Genomic DNA, 26,780 nt, shown 5'->3' with positions numbered 1-26,780 from the left:
TGCCTCCTTTCTAGTCTTTCATTCCAGAAGTGGCCATCGTCTGCATAACACTGCTCTGGGAGATGATGAACAAGGTGATCGGTACAATCATGAGCAGCAAGGCGACAGCAGCACCAACCCCTGCCCTTGCGATCCCCCCCTGAACAATCTGACTGAGTGCATAATGCAGCGTCTTGAGATTCTCACTATAAATGAAGCTACCGCCATCTGTTCCCCAAAGTGCAGGAAACTGCAAAATCATGAGTGTAAGCCAAGCGGGCTTCACATTGGGCATCACGATGCTCCAGAAAATTCGGTATTCATTGGCTCCGTCGATTTTGGCTGCCTCTAGCAACGCATCGGGAATCTGCTCCATGAACTGTTTCATCAGGAACAATCCCAGCGAAAATGCAAGTGAAGGCACAATAATGGACGTGTGTGTGTTAATCCAGCCGAGCCATGACATCACCATGTAGTTGGGAATTGCAGTAACATGTGGTGAGAACATCAGTGACAAAATGACGATCGTGAACAACACTTTGGAGCCAGGAAAACGGTACTTGGCTAGCGGATAAGCTGCTGCAGAAGCAAGAAGGATATGCCCTGCGGTTCCGATCAGCGTAATGAGCAGTGTATTAGCAATGTACCGGGATAGCGGTACCCATGAGTTGCCCATGAGATTAATCAGATCTGCAAAGTTCTCCGTCGTCGGATTATTCACCCAGAAGCGAGGTGGGAAAATAAAAAGCTCATCCAATGGCTTGAAGGCATTGTTTACGGCATAGATAAGTGGAAGTACCATAAATGACCCGAACAGAGCAAGCAGTGCGAATAACATCAAGCTGACGGTAAATGACCGATTGAGTTTCTTCGGCATGCCAAAGATGGCCCGTACCTTGCTGGTCATTGTCATTCACCTATCTTTCTCAGCATTTTTTGCGTTAGAACGTTTGTTCCAAGCATCAGTGCAAATAAAACGGTGGCGATTGCCGAAGCGTATCCCATCTCGAAGCGAATCGTACCAAAGTCCATCAAATGAGTGACCACGGTATGCGCAGCATAGTTCACACTCGGGAAACCTGCTAACGCAATTGAGATCTCGGCTACAGCGAATGAAGCTGTGATCTGCATGACTGCCCCAAACATCAACTGCGGTCTCATCGAAGGCAGTGTAATGAACCAAAGTTCCTGCCATCGGTTCTTAATGCCGTCCACTGTACCAGCTTCCACCAAAGACCGATCGATGGTTTGAAGCCCTGCAATAAAGGCTAGAAAGCTGGTACCTAGGCTAAGCCATAGCTGTACAATGATGACGATGGCTAACACGTACTTCTCATTGGACAGCCATTGAACCGGCTCCAGTATGATGCCAAGACGCATCAAAAAGCCATTCATGTAACCGTAGCTGTCACCAGAGAAAATAATTAGCCAGATGAAAAAGACGTTGCCGGATATGGATGGTGCATAGAATACCAGCGTCATCACTGCCCGAACTTTGGGGGACAGCTCATTAATGATCCAGGCAAATAAGAAACAAGCAATATAACTGACTGGACCCGTGATAACAGCAAAAAGCAGCGTGTTTTTGAGTGCGATCAGAAATACATCGTCATTTAGGAAAAGCCGTGAGTAATTCTGCCAACCGATAAATCGCGGCAACTCCAACATATTGAAGTGAAAAAAGCTTAAGCCGAGCGAAATACCGACCGGAATGACCGTAAACATAAAAAAGATCAACATGAACGGTGCCATCAAAATATAATAGTGCCTGCTGAGATATAGATCCCGTTTAAGCAGGGTCCACCAGCCGACGTGGCGCGCTTGGATGGCAGGAGCGGCGGCTGTCTTGGTTGTTTTGGCTTGCAACCGTTACCCTCCCTTTCCTCTATTTCAGATTAAATTCCTTACGTTTCAACTCAATTTCATCATCGATATACAATACATAATCGGACAAGGCCTCACGTGGGTTCTCATTTGCGTTGACGACCTTACGGAAAGCATTATCTAGATGTCGACCTGTAAAATACCCTCCGGGAACTTGCGGAATGCCCTGCACCCACTCCCATTGCTTCTCCAGGTTTTGATAATCCTTCACAGGCCAAGGCAGTTGCTTCAGAGCCTCAATATTGGCTGTTGGATAACGAGCAGCTGCGCCCATTAGACCTTCCATTTCTCTTCCGTATTCAATCTGTGTCTGCTCATCCGTCCACCACTTCATAAACTTCCATGCTGCTTCTTTGTTGTTGGCATTTTCAAGCATCATCACGGCACTGGTCGAGCTAGCAACTTCATGTCGAATCGAACCATCCGGAAGCTCCGTGCCCGGAACAATTGTGAAATCCCAGAGGTTACGTATTTCCGGAGCCATGACCGTCAGCATGTTATACGTGGTGTAATCCGCAATACCAATTGGCATCTCTCCAGTACGGAAGCGGTTCGGAAAATCAGCCTTTAGCGGAAATTTGTAATTGGTATAAAATTGCGTCCATCGCTTGAACGCATCCATCGAAATCTCCGAATCCAGTGCACTCTTCTTCTGATCCTCGGCATAGAAGGTGCCATCGTTCTGGTATAGGAGCATAGCAAAGGTTGCATTTGGAACTAGATTGGCGTTATTCAGCGTGTCCTCAATAGGCAGGTAAAACTCCATGTTATGCTTCTGCAACACAGCAATAGCGTTGTATACGTCCTGCCACGTTTTTGGCGGCTCCAGCTCCAGCTCACTGAGGACATCTTTCCGGTAGAATAACATTGGAAATTGCTGTTGCTCCGGAAGTGCATAGACACCATCGTTGTAACGGTACGGCGTTAATCCACTTGCGCGGAATCGATCTGCAATTTCTTCAAAGTCTGGGAACGTACTCAGATCAGCTGCCGCATTCCTCATCGCATAGTTTACGGGAATATCTTCACCCATCTGCATAGCCACGTCAGGTCCTTCGCCAGCAAGTGTCGCGGGTAGCAAGATATTAGGAGGAACAAGGCGCAATTGTACGGAGACATCCGTTTCTGGTGTAAATGAATCGTCAATCAATCCTTTTAACACTTGAGCCTGATCTCGTCCGGTCGTAATCCATACGGTAATCGAATCCTGCTTCTGTTCCACGTTACCAATACTGTCGTAATCCTCCGTGTAGGAAGCAACGTAAGCGCCCATTTCGTGCTTCACTTGCTGGAATACGCTCGCTTCTGCTCTTGGCAATGCCTCATCTGGCGAAGACACAACCAAGTAATCCAATGTAATCGGTTGTTCACGAACCGAAAGAATCCACGTACCGAGTCCGCCTACATTAATCTTGAACGTATCCAGACGTTTGGGTACTGTCTCCGGCCTAGCTGCCATATCCTCTAGCTGAACGACCATCGCATGCAAGATAGCAACCTTATCACTCTGTTCTCCTGTTGCCTGTTCCAGATAATCAGCTACAGAACGAAGTGTGCTTGCCTGCCGCTCAAAGACCTCTGTCATTTCTGGAATACGGCGTTCCAATTGATAATCCCGAAGCGGATCAGGTGTTTTGGAGGTAATCATCAATATTTTGCGGTACATCTCATTCAGTTCCAGCACACTGGATTCCACGGTACGAAGGAGCGGCGCAATATCACCAAGTGTTACTGTCATTCGCAGTCGATGCGTGCCCTTTTCGAGATGGAATAAATAGGGCTTCTCTTCACTACTTCCCAATACCTGAGTTTGCCAAGCTGGGCTGTAATTAAATCGAAGGCGTTTCATCTCCTTGAATGGAACTTGGCCGTTGATTGTCAGACTACGGGTGGCATAGACGCCGCGCAGCTGATCCTGCTTCACTTTTAACGCGATCTGGTATAGTCCGTCTTCAGGTACCTCGACCTCCCACTCGATCCATTCGCCAGGCAACTTCCAATTGATGCCGCCAATGGCGTTGACTCGAATTTTGGATACGTCGTATGGCTCCAGCGAAGGGCTCGAACGATCTGATATTGGCGCAAGCGTAGGCGATGACTTACTCACTGCCTGTTCTCCTTGAACTTTCAGCATCAACGAGCTTGCTTCTGTTAGCCCGCGCGAGGCATAGACCTTCTCCACGTCTGCATAGGAAGGAATATCCTCTTCCTGGTACAACTCAATGTAATCAATCGCCATACTCTCTCTCAGCGAGATGAGCGATAACTGTTGATTTCCTTTTTCAAAATAAAACTGAAATGGTTCCTCGAAGTAGCCTGCGCTATCTTTGAACGAAGCGATCTGCCATTCAGGCTGTTCCACTTGCCTTGGTCTGAGGTCATTGCCGCGATCGTCCCTGCGAATGCTATCTTCACGATTGCCCCATACTCTGTCGAATAAGAGGACGTCTGCTCCCCTGAAAGGAACCTCCCCGTTCAGCTCAAGTCTCCGTTCGATGCCTGAACTTTTGCCTGTAACGGGATAATAGTGGATACGAAGATGGTACAGCCCACTCACCTGCACAGGAACATCCCACCGGATGCTTCCCGTTTCCGGCGTAATTACAGCACTCCCATCTAATCCGGCATAACCCTGTACGACCTCAAAACCGTCACCATCGGTCTGGGCATAAGCTTCGCCTTCAATTCGCACGGTTTGCTCGGGTTTGGCTGTATTCGAATGGGTAGTCAGGTAATATTCATAGCTGCGTGAATCCTCGGTACCCGATATCGCCTCAAAATCCTCAAGCGCATGCACTATTCCCGGACTCCGATCCCGCGATGGATATAAGGTCCATATGGAGAACACCAGAGCCACAACGAGCACAAGGATCAATCCCTTTTTCTTTCGTGACCGCATGTTCGAATGTATCCCCTTTCCTGTATTCGTAAGCGACAATGACATGATGAGCTAATCCAGGCAGACCGCGTCCTAGAGGCGATCTACCTGGGACTTTAATAGCATAGTTTATTGGTATACCTCATCAATTGCGGCTTGAAATGGTGCTTTGTATTTCTCGATCAGGGTCGATACCGATACGCCTTCCTTCAGCTCAGCGTCGAAATCCCAGAAAGGCAGGGAAGGGAACGTATTATGATCCAAAACTAACATGCCCTCTGCCACCGTTCTGGCATTGTTGATGTCGGCTTCATCCGCCAAATTTGTTTCTAACGAAGATTGTTCTGGATATTCGTAGACAGAATCAATTTCATTGATTTTTTCCCAGATATACATTAGTTGCTCGGGATTCTCTGCCGCTTTAGGAATCGTTAGTGCTTGGTAACGTGATTCACCGGAATGATAAGCTGACGCACTCGGTCCTTTCGGAAATGGCACAAAGCCGATGTCGTAATCCTGCATGTCTGTCATAATGCCGCTAACCTCGTACATTGCACCTGAATACATCAACGTATTACCTTGACGGAAAAACGTTGCTGGCTCCGTCCAATCGCCGCCTTCCGTCGCTCTGCCAACCTTCTCTGTGGCAAGTTTAGAGAGGAAGTTCAGTGCCTCTTTTGTTTTCGGATCTTCTAGGTTCTGTTTATCCTCTTTCGTCAAGGATGCTTCGTTCGAGTAGAGGATCGGTTCAAGCAGACCCGTCTGTGCTAATCCCCATGTATCCAGCTTACCGTCGTTATTGCGGTCCTGATTCGCCTGCTTAGCAACGCTAATGAACGTATCCCAGTTCCACTCATCGGCATCAACATAGTCCTGTAACGGCTTTAAGCCGAGCTCCTGCATTAATGTGCGGTTATAGAATATTCCATTGATGAACGAAGACTTATCTTCAGTAAATCCATAACCCTTACCTTCGTATTGCATATATTCCTTGGTCGTTTTCTGATTAAATACCTTGTCGTTTTTGATATAATCATCCACCGGCCATAACAGATCTTGTTTGGTCAACGCTGGAATCGCATAGTTTTTTCCTAACCTCACTAGATCACCAAGCGGTTCGCCCGCCATCAGAGAAGCGACCACTTTTTCTTGATATTCTCCAAAATCAATCGAGACGTATTCAATCTCGAAGTTATGCTTTTTCTTCAATGCTTCTAGATTTTCAATGCGCTGAATGTTATCCGGATTGCTATCTGTAATTTCCATGTCCCACCAGGCAACAACTTTGATCGTTCTGCCGCCCATGTCAAAATCCATCTCTGGTGTGGATAATTCATTCTTCGGCTCTGCTTCGCTTGTTTGTTCCTCTTGCTCTTGTGGTGCGGGTGTTTCCGGCTCAGGCTGAGCCGTAGGTGCGGAACTACATGCAGCAATCAGTAACATCAGTGCACATACCAAACTCAATAGCATAAACTTGTTTTTTCTCATCGTCTTCCCCCCTAATGTCGTTTGCTCTCAAAGTGTATCGCTCATATGAAAGCGTAAACAACCTGCCAAAATACAGGTATTTACCCCGATGGACTATAGAACACCTGACTTTTTAACGAATATCGAAGTGTTACACCTTCAATTGGTAAAGAAATGCACCATCTGCAAAAATATGGACATTGTATGCGCTTTCTTTTGTTCCCATAATGAAGGTAAGCCTTATTTCAGTGGAACTATCGGTTGAAAATTCAGGAGAAGGTGAGGTTTTGCTTCATGTACAACATATTACTTGTGGATTATAGTCGTCGTTTGTGCAGAGAGCTTCAACACCTGTTACAACACAACAAATCAGACTATACGATTGGGGATTGCGTCTTTGATTCAGCAGCTGCTCTGACCGCTATGTCCAAACAGGACTTTACTGTCGTTGTCATACATACAGAGCGGTATGATACCGCTGGGTTGTGGCTATGTCATCACATTCGAAAAATAAGCGAAATCCCTATCCTTCTTATTGGTGGGAGGGATCATTTCAAGCTTGTACGCAAGGCGTTAATATATCAGGTGAATGATTACTTGCCTTCTCCTATCAGTACCTGCGCTCTTCTCTGCAGTCTACATGAACTACGAATGAAGCTGGAACCAGAGCCGCCTATGAAGAAAACAGCTTCTCTCACGCCGCCCATTCAAATTAATGGCAAAGCGATGGATTCCAGTCATGTAATTCGAATTATCAAATCGTATGTAAGGGATCATCTGAGTGATGAGATCACGCTAAAAAAAATATCGGATATGCTGCATTTTAACTGTGCGTATCTTGGACAGAAGTTTAAGCTTGAAGAGAAGATGTCCTTCAATGATTACATGCTGCAGCAGCGGATGGAAAAAGCAAAACAGCTTCTCTTGTCCACGAATCTACGAATTTACGAGATTGCTGTTGGTGTAGGCTATAAGGATATCGACTGGTTCTACAAAAAGTTCAAGGCTTGTACGGGATCAAGCCCCAATGCGTATCGAAGGCAAAAAATCCACACCGCTTAGGCATGGATTGTCAGGATCTATATGCACATAATTGAAGTAAATAAATTGGCATCCCCCTACCCACGAGACGGTAGCTCTCTTCTCAGCCAGCGTCTCGTGGGTATTCTGTATCCCGCTGATTATAGATTAAAATTTGTATAGCAGTCATTCATTATCATATCTAGCGTACTAGCATTGACTCACGGTATTCTTGGGGCGTCATACCTGTCAGCTTCTTGAAGAGACGGGTAAAGGAATGAGCAGCTTCATAACCAACCTGTAGCGCCACCTCACGCACCATTAGATCCGTCTTATGCAATAACTCCTTTGCTTTACGGATACGGCAGTCATCGATATACTCTGACAAATTGACCCCCATCTCTTGCTTGAAAAGTCTGGACAGATAGGATGGGTTAAAATGATTCAGTTCTGCCAATCTCACCAGCGAGAGATCCTTCTCTAAATTGTCCTTGATATAACGACCCAACGATTGGATTACCAGGTTCGTTCGTTCCTCTTCTGATGATCGCTTGAAATGAACCAATTCATCCGCAGTGCGGTACAGAGACTGCACAGCATCTTTCATGCAGGCATAATCGCCGAGTTGCAGCAAGCTTCGCTGGTCAGCAGTACCCTGTTGAAGCCCCCACCGATTGCACGTCGAGTATAGCAGCAGCGCCAGATGATAGTAGGTCTCCATCGCTCGTTCCATCGTCATATCCTGAAGCATTAGCTCACCTACAAGCTCTTCAAATATGTCATAAAAGGATTGAAATCGTCCGGTTTCCAAATATCCTGACATGATGTCTATACGGCTTGATATTCGAACCGGGTCTTTCACAGCCCCAGCAGTAAAACCTTCGTAATTATCGGTCAACACCATGGATACCCCATCGCCAATCTTCATCCACTGCAGCAATCTTAGCCGTTCATATTGCCTAGAAATCTGTGACCAAGCACATGCGCGCCCACTTAATGTAAACGCGATGGACATTTCAAGAGAAGCGAGGCAAGCTTCCTGTACAAGCTCCAACGTACCCTCGATATAGCTAGTAAACGGAATGGGTTCGTACCCCTTCTCTCTTTTGGGCTGGAGCAGCCAGATGACATCACCGTAATGATCCGATACGCTAACATACGTTGCTTGTTCACTTAATAACGAAGAACCAATAATACGGACGGAATCCTGAACCTGTCTGAGATCCGATCCAGCATCTAGCGGTGTGTTAAATCGACCAAGCACCAGATATACCGGAGCATCCGCCTGCAAATCGATGTTTCTCTTAGTCAGTTCAGTCTGCATTTCAGACATCTCAGACAGAGAGAATGGAGCAAAGTTACAGTCCTGGAGTAATTGACGTACATACTCCTCCTGCTGGAACATAGTCAGCTGAATATGCAGTTCACGTGACCGTTCCAGCCCTTCAAGCATGTGGTGACTCTGCCTGATTTCTTCCATCACATGTTCCACGATTGTTAGCACTTTGTCGTAGCCTTCCGTTTTGAGCAAATAACGTACATTGGGCATTTGCAGCGCTTTGTACGCATAATCAAAATCGCTGTGTCCTGTCAGAAAAATAATGCGACATTGCGGCCATTGAGTCTGAATCTCTTGAGTGAGTTCCAGCCCGCTCATGCCTGGCATACGAATGTCTGTCAGCACAATATCGATTCTACTCCGCCGCATCCAGTTCAATGCTTCTAAGGCCGAATAGGCTTTGCATACGTCAAGTTGATCTGGTATATGCCTGGCAAATGTTTCATACAGACTGTCTGTAATGATCTCCTCATCATCCACAATCAGAAGTCGATACATTCCTTTTCCCCTCTTTCCATTGGATTCGAATCGTAACTTTCAAGCCCTGTAACTCGCTACGGGATAGAAACAGACCGCTTTCTTCCCCATAAGTCAGAACTAGACGTCTGTGAATATTCATTAATCCGGTCATTTCGTCCGTACCGGCCTCGTTGCGAATTCGTGCTTGAAGCAGCATGATATCTTTATGTTGCAACTCCCTGCCATTGTCCTCCACGATGATCTCGGCATACGTAGCTTCCATATGAAATCGAACGCGTAAGAGCCCCATACTTGTATTTCTCTCAAGACTATGTTCGTAAGCATTCTCAATAATCGGTTGTATGATCAGTCTGGGTACCTGTATATGTTCCATGCCAGATGGCACTTGCCCGAACTCCATCTTAATTCGTCTAGAGAATCGTAATTGCTGAATATCGGTATATATTCGTGAATGCTCGACCTCCTCTTTTAATGGTACATAATCAGTTCCGTTGCGGGTGATGAAGCGAAAGTATTCACCAAGCATATTCGTAAACTGCTCGATCCGCTCCGTTTCTCCTGTTCTGGCAAGTGAGTTTAGAATGAAGAAGCTATTGTACAGAAAATGAGGATTAATCTGAGATTGGAGTTGCTTCAATTCAGCACGCTGCATCATCATTGTTTTTTTGAAGTCACGGTCAATCAGTTGCTGTAGATTCTCAATCATGTGGTTGAAGCGGGCATACAAAAATCCAAATTCATCTGTGCGATGATGGATGATCGGAATATCGAGCACGCCTCCCTCCATTTTCTTGAACCTCTTGACCAATAACAGTAACGGGATGTGTATCAACCTATAGCTGGAGTAGAGAAAAGCTGCGACCGCAATAAAGGATGTTATTGCAAATATCCAGGCCCACTGATTGAACCTACTGAGTGGTTTGGTTACGATTTTCTCAGGCAGATACGTAGCCACGGATAACCCTAACTTATCGATGTGAAGCTGATTCACATGATACATAATGCCGTCCACCTTCTTGCGATAGTTACCCTGCAGGTTCTTCTGACTGTACTCACGGTAACTGGCAAGAATGACGTCTCGCTGGTGCTGATCTGAGATGGCGTGTCCTGTTCTATCCTCGATCAGCAGTGTGGCACTCTCTGGGTAGAGATTAAGCTCTGTTAATTCATGTTGAAATTGAGATGTATCTAGCTCCACCTGGATCACGAATAGAGGAGGCTCACCTCTTTTTCCCGTTAGCCTTACAGCACTTAGGTTCAAGGTATCGTCTTTTACAGTAAATCGAGAGTCCTCTTCAGGTAATGCTAAGCTAAAGTAATCAAAGGAATCCTTATCCAATTCATCAATGCCTTGTGTAGCCGAAATGCTCTTGTTGACTAATGGGATATGTACATAAACATTCTTAATATACGAACTGCTGTTTTTGAAGGCAGCCAGTCGTTCGGTTAAATAACCTAATGTTTCACGTCGATCGACCTGCTCCATCATGTCCCAGAGGATCGCAAGACGATTCAATTTACGATCCTCTGCGATATCAAACTGCTGCAATTCCAACCATTCAATCTCCCTGCTCAGCTCTGTTGCATATTGACTCAATCGCCTATCCGTGGACAGGGAGATTTCCTGGCTTGCTGTATCGTAGCTCCAGTGGTACAAATACACACCCAGAAGAATTAGTGGCAATACAAAGATCAGATACGTCATAATTAATCTTACAAAGATACTGTTGAGCCACGACTTGGCAGGTATCTTCAACAATACGTTCACCTCCTGATATGAAGGTTGAAGAAATCACCTGTTGGCGTGTGATAAGGTAGACGGCTGGTGATTCATTGCGGTATTCATTTTGAACCACGCATTCACCTCCGATGTAATTTCATCCCCACCCAGCTTGCGCCAATTCTGAACGAATTGATCGAACTCTTCTATGGGGGAGCCGAGAATAATATTCATATACGCCTCAAGTTGTAGATCACGAAGAATGGTTTGCCGATCAATCATCGTGTCGGTGATTCCGCCGGTGAATTCGTCATTTAACAGCTGTCCATTCTGATCATAGGTATCCGCAATGCTAAAGGCACCTGTCGGACCATACGTTTGTTTCCATCCCCATCCGCTCTTCAAGCCTTCTGATTCATATGAAACAATTCGTTTATGGATTGCGAGCGCTTCGTTCTCCAAGCTCGAGAAATCTCCGGTCTCTCTGGCGTCGCGAATCTGACGATAAGCATCCATATTTTTGGTGCCGGGAAAAGGTGTTACTGGGGATAGCATCCATACAGCCCGTGAATCGTCATTGTAGTACGTTTCATATTCGGCTTCCTCACCCCAATTTTTGTCCAGATGCATGTTCATAAGCTTTACGACAATCTCTGGATAAGCAAAGCCTTTCTTTACTGCAAAGTACTGTCCTGTATTGGAACGAAGTGGCACCAAAAGGGTACGGTTAGACTCAGCAACAATAGGATATGCCTGCCACTGTGCATCTGTATCTGTATCACGAGTAGTCTGTAGCATAAATGGAGCCCACTGTTCACCATAGAGCATGCCAATCTGCCCGTTCTGAACTAAGCGGTACGCCTTACTTCCGTTTTTGTAAGAAAAATCTGGATCAATCTGACCTTCGAGATACAACTTCTGCAATACCTCCAGCGCTGTTCTCACTTCAGGTTGTATGCCGCCATACGTAAGATCGCCATTCTCATCTTTGATCCATATACTAGGGTAAGCTCCGTAACCCGCCATGAATCCTGTAGCGCCCATTACGGGATCCCATAAATAGCTAGTTAATGCTAATCCATACGTATCCTGTACGCCATTTCCGTTAGGATCTTGCTCTGTAAACGCTTTCGATATTTGAAGCAGATCTTCCATCGTTTCAGGTGGCTGCAGACCTAGCTTTTCCAACCAATCCGTTCTGATCCATAGATATTGCGCTGTTTCAATGGAAGAAGAAGATTCCGGAATAGCCATTAGGTTACCGTCAATCGTGGCAGCATCGAACGCTCCCCTTCCCTCCGCTTCTAATATTTTTTTCGTTAAAGGAGAAGCGTGTGTCCGGTATACTTCGGTCAGATCTTCAATCAATCCAGCGTTGCTTAATTGCCTGAGCTGATATGGATTCACTTTGACTACATCTGGGAAACGACCTGCCGCAAGGGATACCCCCATTTTTTGATGATATACATCACCAGTAGCAATCCAATCATAGTGAATTTGAATGCCAAGTTCTTGTTCATATAAGCGAGTCCAACGATTGTTCGTAAGGGTTTCATCAGGCAACTGATCAATCATCCGCTGCAGGTCTTCTCCGGTTTCCCTTACAAAAGAGACTTTAATGGGTGGGTCATACTTCCCTAACACCGTTGAAGATCGTTGCTGTTGTCCGTCAGACGAGGAATGTAATTGCCCAGAATTCCCTTGTGTATGGCCAGCAGGAATACAGACAGCAAGAACGATGATAAAGGTCCACCTAGATCTGTACAGCCATCTTTTATTCACGACGACATGCCCCCAGTTCGATTGGAATGAACACATTTATTTTTCTATTATCTGGAATCTTCATCATTGTACAACATCTTGCATGGCAGGAGTAACGAAAAAGCCGCCATTTGGCGACTTTTATGCGTGTGCATCGTACATTGTTTGATTACTTGATATGATAATTGAAATTTGAAAAGTCGGCTGTGCCTCCAATCATTTCAGTGGAGTACAGAAACAGACCGATGCGGCAACCCATGAAATGATCTAGCTTATAGAACATTCGGTGAGTGATGCCTAGACTCTTCCAAGCTGTACCGTCCCAATAGCCAAAAGAACACTCATCCTGGTTATCTACAAAATTCCCTGTCGCTTGTAGTGTAATCAACGGGCCATCTATGGGAATCCGCGCATGCTCTGTCGCTGGCTCCTCATCAATCAGATTACCAAATATGCTCGAATCTTCGCTCTCTCTCGCCTGCATAACAAGGTAATACCGGCCTTCCTTTTTCGTGATTGCAATCAGACCATACGTGCCGATCAGGAAGCATAGACCTGCATAATCTCCATCATTCAAACCACTGCCATCTAGTGTAACCGTTGCTTCACAAGCCGGTCCCATCGAACGCTGAGTTAGTGTATTTACGGCGAAGGTCAGATTCGGACTAAGCTGACCCGTTCGGATTCGATAAACTCCCGGCACTTCTGTGACTGACCAGAGTTCGTCGTGCGGTGTGTGATTCCACTGCCAAAAGTCCTGAAGACGCACCTTGCCGTCTTCCTGTACGGTGTACTCAAAGCAGTCACTTCCAACAAGTGGTCTATACGCATACCCCGGCCTTGTGCTCGCAATATCGATGGATTTGGGGGCTTCATTCGCAAATACCGGAATACCTTGCTTGAATTGCAGAGGCACCAGCACAGGAATTCGCCCTACTGCTCCATGATCCTGAAATAACATGGCATACCAATCTCCGTTCGGCGTATCAACAATACCTCCTTGAGCTACACCTAAATTGAAATATCCCATGTCATCGTTAAACACTTCCCCGCCTACAAACTCACTATCCAAGGCGTCGGCCATATAAAATGCCTGTGTCCTCCGTCCTGCTGCCTTGGTCATATGAATGAGGAAAACGTAATACTTCCCCTGGATTTTGTAGAAATGGGCACCTTCATAACCGAGGTAGTGCGGTTGATTGTCTTTTACAATAATCCGCTGTATACCGCCGGGCTTTGGCCCAGAGAGGTCTGCGCTTAACTCGGTCAAATGAATCTCGGCATTACCATGCACTAGATAGACTCGTTCATCCTCATCAAAGAATAGGGAGCAATCATGATAAAATCCTTGCACAATTTGCTTCTTCCAAGGACCTGCTATCGTTCGTGATGTGTACAAATACGTCTTACGCGTATCATTAGCGACAAAGATAACATAAAACATGCCTTGATGATGCCGTAGAGACGCTGCCCACATGCCTTTACCATAAATCTGTTGACCATTCTCTAATCGCTGGGCAGGAGTGTTATCCAGCGCGTCGTACACATGCGTGGCTACTTCCCAATGAATCAGATCATACGACCGCAGGATAACGCAACCTGGCATCATATGCATGGTTGTGCTGACCATATAGTACGTATCCTCTACCCGGATGACATCAATATCTGGGTAATCAGCCCATATAATTGGATTAGAATACATGCTTTGTGTTCACCTCATTCTGATTCCTGCGTATATAAACACAGGTTACGTTCTATTCTTATTGAACTCTCTCGAACTTCCATTCTTGCAAGAGGATAGCACTCGAATGATCCGAAGATGCTTGAAGGACGATATACAGATCATGAGTACCTTGCGAACCAGTAATTGCAGTTGACTGCTCATTCCATCGATAGGCTTCACTCGTTGAAGGAATAGCAATCTTACCCACGATTGGCCCGTCTTCACGATCAAGTCGCAGTTCGAGCGTAGCTGCTTCTCCTTGGTTAGAGAGCAACGCTGTAAAACCACACGCACCATCTTCCCCAAAATTCACATTCGAGATCGCAATCCAGCTCCCCCCATACAGTTTACTTACAACCACATCAGATGCTGAAGCTAGCCCATGTTCGGCGCTAGTTAATTGCAACGTGTTCACCCCTGCGCTCCAGCCAATTGTCGCCCCACTAATGGCTTGATATGGATCGAAGGAGTGAAGCTGACTTACACCTTGATAATTCGCCTGGATTGCCTTCAATCTACCCGTCGTTTCTTCGTATTCGATATGATTGATATGCGTAGAGCGATAACCTTCTGGAATATCCATCGCTTGGCAGAGCGTCTGAGCATGGTAGGCGATGTACCATTGATCTGCTAATTGAAAAATGGCATGATGATTATTGCCGCCAATCCCGAAGAAATGACCTGGATTTTGAAGAATTGTGCCTTGATACGTCCAAGGCCCCATTGGCTGAGCACTCGTCATATAGGCAATCTCACCCGGCGGTGGATCACCCTCTGCACGATCAACTTCATGAAAATTAGAGCAATACGTATAGTAGTAGATATGTTCATGCTTATGTATCCCTGAATCCTCGAACATAAAAGGAGCTGGAATGACCTTAGCTTTACCAGTCACACTGATCATGTCATCTCCCAATCGCATTACACGGGCTGTATCAGGTCTTTCGGATTTCCCTTCAGGCACTCCGCCTCCAAAATATAGATACGCCTGATGATCTTCATCAACTAGCACAGCCGGATCGAAGAGCCAGGTGACGTCTTCTACCCCTGGGGTTTCTCTTGTCACGAGTGCTTTCCCTATAGGGTCTATCCAAGGCCCAACTGGTGTTGGTGCAGACAATACACCTATACCGCTGGCGTTATTAGCAAAATAAAGAAAGAAGCAATCTTGCCCGTCTAGTTTCCGATGGGCGGCCGCCGGAGCCCAAGACTGCGAAGCCCATGTTGCTGCGCCTTGAGGGCCTGCAACTCTGATCTCACCATGATCAGTCCAGTTGATCAGATCCTCTGACGAGATCACTGTAATCCGGTTAATCGAACTATAACTGTTTTTCTGAGGTATCCCGTCCGAATCATACTCGAGTTTATCACTAGTCATATATATATACACTCGATTATTGAACACCAGCGCATAAGGATCAGCTCCAAATTTATGCGCCATCAACGGATTAGCATTCGGACGAAGCTTGCCGATTTCCTTTGGTTGTAATTCAGGTTGGACAGGTTCAACCGTGCCTTGCTTCTGCTTGCCAGCATGTGGAGTAACATGATGATTCATTTCATTCATTCCCCCTCGGATGGTTTGATCATGGCAGCTCTAAGTCATTCGATATACATCAGGTTTGAATCAGTATATTAGTAAGCGTTTGCAATAAAAACATCTTCGTGATAGGATGATTACATTTTAAGGTAAGCTGAGTACAATTTCATTGCTTAATCTGCTCTATTTATTGCGTGAAATGACGGGAGGTGCGCTATGAACGGATCCTCTGAATATTTTTACGATCCCATTCAACCTGAGCTTCTGTATCAGCATCGAGTGACGACCTATAAACTGGAAACGATCTATCATCGACATAATGCCTATGAAATTTATCTTTTCCTTCGTGGCAATGTTCATTTTTATGTAGAAAATCGCTGTTACCATATGGAGCGGGGTGATCTACTCGTTATGTCACCTCAGGAGATGCACCGTGCTTTTATTTTGGATGAAACGGAGTATGAACGGATTACGATTAATCTTAAGAAAACGTATCTTCATCAGCTATCTACACCTTCAACTAATTTATCATCCTGCTTCGATTATCGACCCAAAGGAAAAGGCAACATGATTCATCTGGATGAAGATCGTCTGCAGCAGTTGTTACAATGGACAGAACAAATTGAAGAATTACGTGCTTCCGATGCCTATGGTACAGATATCAAACTGAATGCAGCAATCGCCCAATTGCTGATTATGCTGAATGTATGGTTTCACAACAATTCGTTTGTGCCTCACGACATCATGCCAGAACTGGTACGTAACACCATGGAGTACATTGAAGAGCATATCACGCAAGATATTACGCTTGGCAAACTTGCCGAAGAGTTCTATATGAACAGCACTTCCATCAGTCGCCAGTTTAAAAAGCACACCGGACTAACTCTCCGCTCCTACATTCTAGGTCGGCGTATTGAGCTTGCCAAATTCCACCTTTCTGAAGGGATGAGCATTACAGATACGTGCTTTCAATCGGGCTTTAGTGATTACGCCAATTTTATTCGGAGTTTTACCAAATTAGTTGGCATCTCTCCAGGTAAATATATCAAGAAACGACAAGATACGTTCAGGTCTGCTGTGAGTTCTTCATCCAATTCGTAAATGGCTGCAATCTTGTACGAAACGAGCTGTCGCCTGCGAGGTTTGCGAAGTGGTATGTAGAATAGCCCAAAAACATCGAGTCAAGGATATGAACTCGATGTTTTTGGGGGATTTAATCCATTAATACTATTCAACAATCATCAATCATCATTAGATGGATACATGCGATTTTATTTTTACTATTGAATTTCTTTTCCCGTCCACAATCGAACGCGGTCTTTAATCCACTCCGTATACTGCTGCTCCATCGCTACTGCTCCCGCATTGTCAATCTCAGTCAGCATATCATCATATATGCGGCTAAAGGCATCCGGTGAAGCGGTGATGGCTTCTGCAATTCGCTTCTGGACAATATCCTGCGTTTTTTGGTACGCAACCGTATAATCCGCACTGTCCGTAGGAATCGGCATATTGTAAGCCGCCCCCCATTCTTTTACCGGGAACTCTTCTTCGGAAGGAAATAGATCCTTCCACGTTGTGATCCCGTATCCTTTCAAAGCTTCTTTCTCCACTTCCGAATAGCCTTGTTGAATCTGTTCAGGATAATTGGTTGTGTAGTAGTTATCCGTTGAATCTTTCACACCATCGCCGTAATGTGCACCGAAAATATAATATAATCCAACGCCCGATTCTTTGGAGAACGTATTGTTATCTTTGTTCTTCTGTTCCTGTACGTCTGCTGGAATGTTACGAACACCATCTTCTACGACATAATGCTCGCCTTCAACGCCCCAGTTTCTGAGAATTTGCCCTTCTTCAGAAGACATCCAGTCCAAAAATTTGATGGCTCGAACCGGATCTTCACAATCCACTGTAATACCGATCCCATAGCCGTCAAAACCGATATCTTGAAAATCGTTGCGCTGGAAACTCTCGTCAAGCGTAACCGGATAATATCCATATGTCATATCGTCTTTGCCAGCACTTTTCAATGCATTCTCAGCATCGCTGAAACCCCAGTTCGGATCAAGCAATGACAAGACACGTCCACTGGCGATTTTGGATTTATATTGATCATCCTTTTGGACAAAACTGTCTTTATCCAACAAACCTTCATTATACATTTTGTTCAGCCATTCAAAATATTTTTTCTCCTCCGGTCGTTTATAGTGCAGAATCGCCTCATACGTATCCGGATTAATATAATACTCCCCATCGCCAGGGATACCCGTAGACATCGCCGCAGGATCAGTTACTGTAATCATCCTTCTCCAGCCATCTGCGCTAAGTGTCAACGGAATCGTTGGCTGACCGTCTTCTGTGGTAGGATGCTTTTCATAATATTGTCTTAGCACGTTCTCATAGTCTTCTAACGTTTTGATCTCAGGATATCCAAGTTCCTTCACCACGCGGTGCTGAATAGCCGCCCCGTTCGTTGCATCAAAATAGATCTGGTCAACCGCTCCATTGGTTGGAAGCCAATAGATTGAAGGGTCATCATTGCTGTATTTCAGTCGATTGAAATGCTCACCATATACTTTTTTCAAGTTAGGTGCGTGTTCTTCGATCAGATCCGTCAAATCAATCATTGCCCCAGCATCAACCAATCTGGACAAGTTGCCTTTGGGGAAGATAAGGTCTGGGTAATCGCCACTAGCAGCCATCAAGGAAATACGATCATTCCCGCCTCCGCTTGAAATATCGAAGTCAGCATCGATGGTTACTCCGGTCTCTTCAGTAATCTTTTTTCCTACCGCATCCTGCATATGGTTCCAGTTGGGACTTGCATCTGCTCCAAAGAAGCTAAACGTTATTGGGCTATCCAGATCGCTGCTGCTTGAATCGGATTGATCTGTAGAATCCCCACACCCCGTGGTAATCAGGATACAACTAGCGACAAGACATGCTCCCAATGTTTTTGAAACGGCTCTCATTTTTTTATGCCCCCTCCATAGAATATTGAAAACAACGGTCAGTCCATCATTGAGAATGCGCTTTCAAATTACGCACTTAAATTTATACTAAACGTCTACATTGTTCCAAACCTTGATTTTCAAGCCACAAGTCTAGCATGATCTAGACATTTCGCTCGAACTCACTCAACAGAACAAGCTACTGCTCACTCACTAAACATATAAAAAAGACGATGGTCGCCCATCGCCTTGTAACAATACATCTATATTGCTTAGCTGTGGAATGATACGCTACTTCAATTCCAATGTGAATCCTTCGATCTCCTCTTCTACCTCGCGCATCAGATCAATGACTTGGTCAGCGTATCCTCCTAGCACCTGTTTACTCTTCTCGAAATGAAACCACTGGATGGTGAGCGGCATGCTCACTTCCCCTGTTAAGCAGTCCCACAGCGCGTCTAAATTACGTCCGTAGTGTTCACCCAATTCAAGCTTCGCCTGAAGCATGGCATGCAGTTCATCTCTCGCAAGTAATTGCTCTCCATCAATCTGAATGATATTCATAATACCCTCCGCTATTTTAACTGCTCAAATGATTCATAATGGTCTGTTGTCTTATAGATTAGTCCGTCGTTTGAATATAAGATTCGATCACTTCCACGTCTTCCACCTGAATAATGGATGTCAGCTTCATACCACGTTCGGCCTTTCTTATTCGGTAACAAGCCTTCTCGATTTCTAAACACATCCCCGCCGATGCTTTTGCCTGGAGCAACTTCTTGCAAATTCCCTTCGCTTGGTTCCCAGCCCAATGCTCTGGCCTCTTTCTTCGTAATGTAGTTCGGCGGAAGCGCAGTGTGCTCCGATATATACTTGGCGACCTCATCAAATCCCATATCCTGTGAAGCCGTAGTCGTAGTCTGATCCAGAATCGACTGCGGGGTACAACCTGAGAACACCAGTGCAGCCAAGATAATTAACAACGTATAACCTATTTTTCTAAAAAACATGTTCATTTCTCCTTTGGGTAATCTTGCATTCTGTCGGCAATGACAATGAGTCTAATCTTACCCAGTTGTGTACGATAAATCAAATCCTTCAATTCATAGAATCAAAGGTATTGTGACGATGCATTTCATTCGCAGACAAAAAAATAAACCGACAACTAGACGTCGATTTATTTATAGTCGTTTTCATATGCAGAAGTGGATTCCTTCTATATTATCGTTGCACCACGTAGAGCTCATCCAGAATCAGTTGCGTTTCATAGGTATTCGGAGCCAGTTCAGATGTGATAAATGCCTCTACCGCATGTTGCTCCAGATCGTACATCACTTCAATCTCTTTGGAGAAGAGCATGTGTGTCTCTTTCAACTTGTTAGATAAGCTTGGAATGGCTCTAGGCGTAACTTCACGCGCTGTGATCTGCTGAAGCGCTTGTACATACGTGTCCAGAGAGCGTGCACCGACTACTTTGATGCCTTTGTTCTCTTCATTCACCATCACAATGGATGGAAAACCTCTAACACCCAGGCGCGCTACCATCTCAAAATCTTCTTCCAACAGATCCTGTGCGGACTGCTGACTGGCCTCTTCCACAATTTGTTTGCCATCTAAGCCGAGCTGGTTCACTATATCCATAAGCACTTGCTCATCACCAATATTCCGATTGAATACAAACACCTCTTCACGCGCTCGTCTTAAGAATTTCTCTTCCTTACCCTTATGTGTATGTTGAATGATCTTGAACACACGTGATGGAGGATAGGATGAAAGGATCGGATCGGTGTGCCACACTGAGCCATCAATCGGCATCCGAGAATGTTCACCCACTTCTCTCCAATGACCAGCAACATCAGAAGGCTTCTGAATTCCGTTCGCTCCATCTGAGAAACCTTGCCAGCTCGCCAGCAACCCTCCCATCATGATTCGTACATCAACGAACTGACCATACTGCTCTACAAAACGATTCAGTACAGGCTCAAGTGCCCAACAGTGCGAACAGATTGGATCTGTCGCGTAATATAAAGTAATCTTCTTCTCCGATGGATTAAGATCCACCTCTTGCATCATATCTTCATCACCAGGGCCACATACGCCTGTCGCTAAGTCACACATCATAGGTCTAACTGCCATTCGTAATCACACCTTTCGAATTCTCGGAGCTTGAAACATGATTTGATTGCTCTTTCTAGTATGATTATAATAGTTGCAGTCCTGACAACAAGTACTATTATTTTTCTTACTAAGTATAAAAAAGTATACTAATGGAGGTTATCAAGTGAAATATGACTTCAATCTGGATCAACTATGTCCAGCAACCTATGCATTTCAGGTAATTGGAGGCAAGTGGAATTTGCCAATACTAGCGATTCTTAGTGAGAATGAAACCATCCGTTACAATGAATTAAAAAGAAGACTGCACGGCATAACGGGTACAATGCTTACGAATTGTTTGAAAGACCTCATTGATTATGGCATTGTTCACAGAGAACAATATAATGAAGTTCCGCCTAGAGTTGAGTATTCACTAACATCCTCTGGGCAGCATTTGGTGCCATTAATTGAATCGATTGTGAAATGGGGCGAGCATCATATTCCTTCCAGTATCAAAAGTGCAGATTCTTCAACAGAGTAGTATATTGGACAAAATAAAATCAAGCTTCCGTAAATGATGAGCAGATGCAAATGCATACTATAAAAAAACAAAAAGCCGCTTCACAGCGACTTTTCGAAGGATTTACTTAAGCCTCGTCCGAATCGGGTCTTTTCACCTGAAGTGGTGGCGGAATGAGCCAGCCCTTCTCTTTGTTCATTTGCAGAATCCGCACACCTAGTGCTGTTTTTGTTACATGATATTTGGCAAACAAAGCTCCGATATCTTCCCGAATGGATTGACCTATCACTTGACTCGCCGCAACTAACCCCAAAGACGTATCTGCTGCCACTTTAGCGGCAATTTCAGGGTCTGTAAATCTAGCTCCAGCCGGAATATCTTCCAACTTAACGGGAGGTCTTTCCGGCAATGTTGGCGCAGGTGCAATACCATTCTCCGTAAGTAATGTATCGCATTCTTTAATTTCAAGTTTGGCTTGATCCAATAGATCATCCAGTATTTTTTTCAGATCCTTGTCACCCGCATGATTCAAATAAGCCTGATAACAGGACACTGCACCTTTTGCCATCATCGAACATTCCCACACACTGAAAATTTCTCCGTAGTGCATCGGCTCGTTTTTCGGATTACCACTCAAAATACCCATTTTTTATTTCCCCTCCAGATCATGTGATCGTTTTTTACCCGAGATATCGTCTGCCTTAGAGCAAAATAATATTCATAATCAAGTAACCAAACTTTGTTAGTGGATCCTTTCACATAAATTGAGAAGGAAGGAAGAGACTAACCCTGTCACTTACTTGATTGGAGGACAACCATGTTTTTCTATAGAGAAGACCTAATTAATATGATAGTTCCGGACAAACCCGACCCGGCTGCAGCAAAAGTGCTGCAAGAAACACTTGGCGGTCAATTCGGCGAAATGCGGACGATGATGCAGTTTTTTTTCCAGAGCAGTAATTTCCGTGGCCAAGCGACACAGTATAGAGATCTCCTTCGGGGTGTATTTCTGGAGGAATTAAGTCATATTGAATTGGTGCAACAAACGATTAATCAGTTGTTGACTGGTGCAGGTGCCGAAGGTGCCGGTCAAGCTGGCATCGACGGTGCTCCGCTGGACGAAGCAATCAAACATGCCAATCCTCATCATTACATTATGGGCGCACAGAGCTCACTGCCCGTAGATGCTGGAGGGAATCCGTGGCTTGGCAATTATGTATATGATCACGGCAACCTCGTTAGTAATTTGCTGGATAACGTTGTATTGGAGTTAACAGGTGTACTGCAAAAAACAAGAATCTACGAAATGAGCACTAACAAAGCGTTCCGTGAAACGTTAGGTTTCCTGATCGTTCGTGATAACGCTCATCAAAATGCATTTGCGAAGGCTCTTGAAACACTTGGCGTCAATTGGGGAAAATTGTTCCCTGTTCCCAACTACGATATTAACAAGTATCCGGAATGCCAGAAGTACGTTGATCTCGGTTACCATAATGCACAATTTAACTTCCGCTTAGACCAGACACGGATTGCTGAAATATACAGCGGACAATCCCCAAGTCGGAATGGCGGTGAGCTGCAAGTCACGGAGCCACCACAAGGTTTTCCATTGCCTTATATGCCAGAGCTTCCTAACGAGCATAGTCCTGGCTTGCATGATTTAAATGCTTAAGATGCTCGAGTAATTACTGACTTATCGAGCATGTAACACACTAAAAAGGAACCCACATTATGGGTTCCTTTTTTTGCTTCATTCCTTTTTGCTAATGCCAATATCCTACTGACGATTCTGGTTGCTGAAGTTTCCATAGGTTGAAGCAGGAGAACCAATCAGTGGATTGTTATAAGGTTGTTCTATGTGAGATACATTCTGAGTTGCTGTATGTGCAATTTGTTGTGCAATGTTTGCAATTTGTTGTAATTGTTGGATCGCCGTTTGATGTCCTTGAAGAGCTGTTTGAATGATATGAGCTGCTTGCTGCTCCCGCTGTGCGATTTGGTTCAATTGTTCAGCATTGCTCTGCTCTTGTCTCAAAAGCTGTTGATATTGCATGGATGCTTGTTGCGTTTGTTGAGTGAGCTGTTGAGCTAGCTGCGTGATTTGTTGAGTTTGTGAAAATTGATTCAAGGTAAAACCTCCTAAATGTCGTTTTTATTACCTGTGTAGTATGTAAAGTGGTCATTAAAAATATTCATTCGTTCGTTTGGTTGTTCCTTAAACTTGATACGATATAATAGAACGATCAATGAACCACTGTTCCGTAAACTCAATCATGACAGCTAAACGAGGAGGAAGTATTTATGAACATACCCAGGGGTACCTATGGCTTTCGGTTCGCTGAGGATACCGATCTACAACTTTGCGTTCTATTTGCAGTAGGGTCTGATTCAATAACCGATGCTTCTTACCACTGGGACGGATTGGAGCGTACAGATGGACCTTTGCTTCTATTCCAGTATACAATCTCCGGCGAAGGTATATTTGAGTCACAAGGTCGCGTTCATCGTGTCACCGCAGGACAAGCATTTTTAGCCGAAATCCCGAGTTCACATCGCTATTATTATCCTCCGGAATCGCAAGAACCGTGGGAATTCATATTTTTGTTGTTCAGACCTAATCTTGTACTGCCCCACTGGCGAAAATTCCTTCGTGAATCAGGAGAGATCCCCGATCTTCCTTATGAATGTGTTCCGATTCGCTTGTTGCGAATGATGGTAACCGATGCAGCAGCAGGCAGAATTACAGATCCGCTAATGGCGTCCTCGTGTGTCTATCAATTCATGACTGAATTGGTTAGGTTACAGAAAACAACTCTGCAGAACAGGGAAATCTGGTCAGAACCTATCCAACAAGCCGTTGATTTTATTGAAAACAACTATTCTAGGATGATCAGTATGGATCAACTGTCCGAGTTTGTTTCTCTCTCTAAATATCACTTCATTCGCCGCTTTTCCTCCACCACAGGTTTAACTCCTGGAGCTTATTTGACTCGCATCCGTACCGAGAAGGCGATGGAGTTGCTTCGTGGCACAAACTTAAGTGTTGAAACGATCGCAGAGCGTGTTGGATATTCCAGTGGAAGCTACTTTATCAAAGCATTTCGGAGTTTAACTGGCATTACACCCGGCGATTTTCGCAGTGGAGGAGAAAGTCTGGTTTATCGTAAATTGTTCTTCGACTGACCGCAATATATTGCTATTCGTTCATCTAGATTACTGTAGATTATTGATATTCTCCTATACTATGATAATTGTAAGAGAGCAATAAAGAATCAGTAAAGGAGCATGATGATGAATCATAAACTTGTAGCCCCAACTCCACCTCTCGGGTGGAATAGCTGGGATTGTTATGGCGCAGCCGTTACAGAAGACGAAATTCGCGGCAACGCCGAATACATGGCAGAGCATCTCAAAGACTTTGGCTGGAGCTATATTACGGTCGATATTCAGTGGTACGAACCTTTCGCTAACTCGTCTCAATACCGCGCTTTCGTTCCATTAGTTATGGACGAATACTCCCGTCTGATGCCTGCTGAGAATCGGTTTCCCTCTGCTGCGAATGGGCAAGGATTCAAACCATTAGCCGATTATGTACATAGCCTAGGGCTTCAATTTGGCATCCATATCATGCGCGGCATTCCAAGACAAGCTGCACACGCAGCTACACCGATCCTTGGCACAACTGCGACTGCGCGTGATATTGCACATCCGAACTCCATTTGTCCGTGGAATACAGATATGTACGGAGTAGATTCCACTAAGGAAGGTGCACAGGCGTATTACGACTCGCTCTTTGAATTGTATGCGCAATGGGGTGTTGATCTGGTAAAAGTAGATGATATTGCCGCTTCGAGACTTTATGATACACATCAGCCAGAGATTGAGATGATCGCCAAAGCGATTGAACGCTCTGGGCGCCCCATGGTTCTGAGCCTCTCTCCTGGGCCTGCTCCAGTAGAGTACGCTGAACATTTCGCTGAACATGCTAATATGTGGCGAGTCACGGATGACTTCTGGGATCTATGGCCGCTGCTGCTAGATATGTTTGACCGTTGCAGAACCTGGCAGGGTATTCCTAAGGAAGGTTGCTGGCCAGACTGTGATATGCTGCCACTGGGTCACATCGGCATCCGTTCTGTTGACGGTGGCGGAGCCGACCGTTGGACTCGATTCACGCAGGATGAACAGTTGACGATGATGTCGTTATGGAGTATTTTCCGCTCCCCACTCATCTTCGGCGGTGAACTACGAGACAACGATGAATGGACGCTCTCGCTACTAACCAACCGTGAAGTTCTGCGTATGCATCGCGACAGCTATGGTGCGAGAGAAGCGCTGCGCCGTGATGATCTGATCGTCTGGACTGCACAGAATGCTGAAGGCTCCTCCTATGCTGCAATTTTCAATGTTGGTGAGAAGCCTCTTTCATTAGATTTGAACCTTGAAGAGATCGACCTTTCTGGCATTACAGAAGGTACTGAGCTATGGAGTGGAACTTCAGCTGAGTTAAACGGGAACACTTTACGCACAACCATTCCAGTGCATGGTGTACGCCTCTATCGGTTTTAATTAATATTAATCTCTTCACTTCTAGAGAACGATCAAATGAATTACCTAAGATGATCTCTGTACGCAATGTACTACACAGGGATCATCTTTTTGTTATTGACAGATTGGAGCATGAGGAGTTCCTGCTGGAATATGCTCTAACTAGGAATGATGAAACTTAATAAAAGGTGATATCGTGGACATTTTTCCCAAACAACCCTTATAATACAAGGTGTATTAGAAAGAGATAGATACATAAAGTGAGTAAGCTGGCTCTGAAAAACTGTAATCTGAATCTAGCATGTGCGAAAGGAGACTTCATCATCGTTAAAAAAATAAGCTGGATTGCACTAGTTCTTATCCTTTTGTTGTACTCTATTTCGTTGTATACCTTGTATTCAAGTATCCATCATATGTGGATGATTGCTCCACCTGGTTATGTCATGGTGATTCTCTCTATTCTGACGTTCATCCTTTCCATCATAAGTTTTATGGACACATCAACTTTGTTCGCCAAGATCAGAAGCTGGATCTCGACGATCCTCTCATTCATATTAGTCTCCATCCTGCTTTTTGTCGTGACACTTACATCCATCTTCTCAGGAGCCAAAGTACTACTTACTACGACACAATCTCCTGACCAGCACTATACAATTAACTTTTATAAAACGGATGCGGGAGCCATGGGAAGCTTCGGTATTGTAGGGGAGTTACAAGGAGCACTGTGGTTCAGAAAAGCGGTGTATTGGGAGAGTAAGATGGATCAAGTAGAGCTACAATGGCACAACGACCATACGGTTATCGTGAATGGACATACCCTTGATATTGGAAGCGGTGAAACATGGGGGTTTCAGTCCGAATAATTCGAGA

22 protein-coding genes are annotated in these 26,780 nt (G+C 44.9%); 7 read left to right on the top strand and 15 right to left on the bottom strand.

Features of this window, described 5'->3' with window-relative positions; genetic code table 11:
* Positions 1-10: 10 nt before the first annotated feature.
* The 4 genes from ASD24_RS01375 to ASD24_RS01360 all read right to left on the bottom strand — a co-directional run bounded on the left by ASD24_RS01375 (position 11) and on the right by ASD24_RS01360 (position 6,229).
* Entirely contained in the window at positions 11-892 is an 882-nt protein-coding gene (locus ASD24_RS01375) for a carbohydrate ABC transporter permease (RefSeq protein ID WP_442952573.1), read from the bottom strand.
* On the bottom strand, positions 889-1,806 hold the full coding sequence (locus ASD24_RS01370; RefSeq protein WP_235540363.1) for a carbohydrate ABC transporter permease: 918 nt from the start codon (positions 1,804-1,806) through the stop codon (positions 889-891). Before ASD24_RS01370 ends, ASD24_RS01375 begins: the two co-directional genes overlap by 4 nt.
* Positions 1,807-1,864: 58 nt before the next feature.
* Positions 1,865-4,762, bottom strand: coding sequence for an extracellular solute-binding protein (locus tag ASD24_RS01365; protein ID WP_056690357.1), 2,898 nt, complete (start codon positions 4,760-4,762; stop codon positions 1,865-1,867).
* A gap of 108 nt (positions 4,763-4,870) precedes the next feature.
* Positions 4,871-6,229 carry an extracellular solute-binding protein gene (locus ASD24_RS01360; protein ID WP_056690354.1) on the bottom strand — a complete coding sequence of 453 codons (1,359 nt, stop codon included), beginning with the start codon at positions 6,227-6,229 and terminating at the stop codon, positions 4,871-4,873.
* 273 nt (positions 6,230-6,502) lie between these two features.
* Between ASD24_RS01360 and ASD24_RS01355 the strand changes: the two genes are divergently transcribed.
* Positions 6,503-7,270 (top strand): helix-turn-helix transcriptional regulator, encoded by a 768-nt coding sequence (locus ASD24_RS01355; protein ID WP_056690351.1) that lies wholly within the window; start codon positions 6,503-6,505, stop codon positions 7,268-7,270.
* A gap of 160 nt (positions 7,271-7,430) precedes the next feature.
* Here ASD24_RS01355 and ASD24_RS01350 read toward each other — a convergent pair whose 3' ends face one another.
* From ASD24_RS01350 to ASD24_RS01330, 5 genes are all read right to left on the bottom strand, one after another.
* Positions 7,431-9,065, bottom strand: coding sequence for a response regulator (locus tag ASD24_RS01350; RefSeq protein WP_056690348.1), 1,635 nt, complete (start codon positions 9,063-9,065; stop codon positions 7,431-7,433).
* Positions 9,040-10,815, bottom strand: coding sequence for a sensor histidine kinase (locus ASD24_RS01345; RefSeq protein ID WP_327205212.1), 1,776 nt, complete (start codon positions 10,813-10,815; stop codon positions 9,040-9,042). Before ASD24_RS01345 ends, ASD24_RS01350 begins: the two co-directional genes overlap by 26 nt.
* 24 nt (positions 10,816-10,839) lie before the next feature.
* The gene (locus ASD24_RS01340) at positions 10,840-12,549 is read right to left on the bottom strand and encodes an extracellular solute-binding protein (RefSeq protein WP_235540253.1); all 1,710 of its coding nucleotides are present in this window, start codon (positions 12,547-12,549) and stop codon (positions 10,840-10,842) included.
* Positions 12,550-12,697: 148 nt separating this feature from the next.
* Positions 12,698-14,230, bottom strand: a complete 1,533-nt coding sequence (locus ASD24_RS01335; protein WP_056690342.1) for a glycoside hydrolase family 43 protein — start codon at positions 14,228-14,230, stop codon at positions 12,698-12,700.
* 58 nt (positions 14,231-14,288) lie between these two features.
* Positions 14,289-15,809 carry a glycoside hydrolase family 43 protein gene (locus tag ASD24_RS01330; RefSeq protein WP_056690339.1) on the bottom strand — a complete coding sequence of 507 codons (1,521 nt, stop codon included), beginning with the start codon at positions 15,807-15,809 and terminating at the stop codon, positions 14,289-14,291.
* A gap of 198 nt (positions 15,810-16,007) precedes the next feature.
* Between ASD24_RS01330 and ASD24_RS01325 the strand changes: the two genes are divergently transcribed.
* The gene (locus tag ASD24_RS01325) at positions 16,008-16,892 is read left to right on the top strand and encodes a helix-turn-helix domain-containing protein (protein WP_056690336.1); all 885 of its coding nucleotides are present in this window, start codon (positions 16,008-16,010) and stop codon (positions 16,890-16,892) included.
* Between the two features lie 179 nt (positions 16,893-17,071).
* Here ASD24_RS01325 and ASD24_RS01320 read toward each other — a convergent pair whose 3' ends face one another.
* From ASD24_RS01320 to ASD24_RS01305, 4 genes are all read right to left on the bottom strand, one after another.
* Positions 17,072-18,766: an ABC transporter substrate-binding protein gene (locus ASD24_RS01320; RefSeq protein ID WP_056690333.1), complete on the bottom strand. Its 1,695-nt coding sequence runs from the start codon at positions 18,764-18,766 to the stop codon at positions 17,072-17,074.
* Positions 18,767-19,036: 270 nt separating this feature from the next.
* Positions 19,037-19,309 carry a barstar family protein gene (locus ASD24_RS01315; RefSeq protein ID WP_056690330.1) on the bottom strand — a complete coding sequence of 91 codons (273 nt, stop codon included), beginning with the start codon at positions 19,307-19,309 and terminating at the stop codon, positions 19,037-19,039.
* 11 nt (positions 19,310-19,320) lie between these two features.
* Entirely contained in the window at positions 19,321-19,755 is a 435-nt protein-coding gene (locus ASD24_RS01310; protein ID WP_056690327.1) for a ribonuclease domain-containing protein, read from the bottom strand.
* Between the two features lie 211 nt (positions 19,756-19,966).
* A complete protein-coding gene (locus tag ASD24_RS01305) occupies positions 19,967-20,881 on the bottom strand; it encodes a DsbA family protein (RefSeq protein WP_056690323.1) in 915 nt (304 codons plus the stop codon).
* A 145-nt stretch (positions 20,882-21,026) separates the two neighbouring features.
* Between ASD24_RS01305 and ASD24_RS01300 the strand changes: the two genes are divergently transcribed.
* Positions 21,027-21,383 carry a winged helix-turn-helix transcriptional regulator gene (locus tag ASD24_RS01300; RefSeq protein WP_056690320.1) on the top strand — a complete coding sequence of 119 codons (357 nt, stop codon included), beginning with the start codon at positions 21,027-21,029 and terminating at the stop codon, positions 21,381-21,383.
* A gap of 106 nt (positions 21,384-21,489) precedes the next feature.
* Here the strand turns inward: ASD24_RS01300 and ASD24_RS01295 are convergent, their stop codons facing one another.
* Positions 21,490-22,008, bottom strand: a complete 519-nt coding sequence (locus ASD24_RS01295) for a DUF3231 family protein (RefSeq protein WP_056690316.1) — start codon at positions 22,006-22,008, stop codon at positions 21,490-21,492.
* A gap of 171 nt (positions 22,009-22,179) precedes the next feature.
* Here ASD24_RS01295 and ASD24_RS01290 point away from each other — a divergent pair, with 171 nt between their 5' ends.
* On the top strand, positions 22,180-23,034 hold the full coding sequence (locus ASD24_RS01290) for a manganese catalase family protein (protein ID WP_056690312.1): 855 nt from the start codon (positions 22,180-22,182) through the stop codon (positions 23,032-23,034).
* A gap of 105 nt (positions 23,035-23,139) precedes the next feature.
* Here ASD24_RS01290 and ASD24_RS01285 read toward each other — a convergent pair whose 3' ends face one another.
* Positions 23,140-23,490 (bottom strand): hypothetical protein, encoded by a 351-nt coding sequence (locus ASD24_RS01285; protein WP_056690309.1) that lies wholly within the window; start codon positions 23,488-23,490, stop codon positions 23,140-23,142.
* Positions 23,491-23,663: 173 nt separating this feature from the next.
* Between ASD24_RS01285 and ASD24_RS01280 the strand changes: the two genes are divergently transcribed.
* The 3 genes from ASD24_RS01280 (at position 23,664) to ASD24_RS01270 (ending at position 26,773) form a co-directional block, all read left to right on the top strand.
* Positions 23,664-24,545: an AraC family transcriptional regulator gene (locus ASD24_RS01280; protein WP_056690306.1), complete on the top strand. Its 882-nt coding sequence runs from the start codon at positions 23,664-23,666 to the stop codon at positions 24,543-24,545.
* A gap of 108 nt (positions 24,546-24,653) precedes the next feature.
* The gene (locus ASD24_RS01275; RefSeq protein WP_056690304.1) at positions 24,654-25,931 is read left to right on the top strand and encodes a glycoside hydrolase family 27 protein; all 1,278 of its coding nucleotides are present in this window, start codon (positions 24,654-24,656) and stop codon (positions 25,929-25,931) included.
* Positions 25,932-26,170: 239 nt separating this feature from the next.
* Positions 26,171-26,773, top strand: a complete 603-nt coding sequence (locus tag ASD24_RS01270) for a DUF5412 family protein (RefSeq protein WP_056690301.1) — start codon at positions 26,171-26,173, stop codon at positions 26,771-26,773.
* Positions 26,774-26,780 lie beyond the last annotated feature (7 nt).

Origin of the sequence: Paenibacillus sp. Root52, from assembly GCF_001426865.1 — a bacterium.
Taxonomy (GTDB): domain Bacteria; phylum Bacillota; class Bacilli; order Paenibacillales; family Paenibacillaceae; genus Paenibacillus.
Note: the sequence above shows the minus strand (reverse complement) of the source record. Positions and strands in the feature narration are given on the sequence as shown.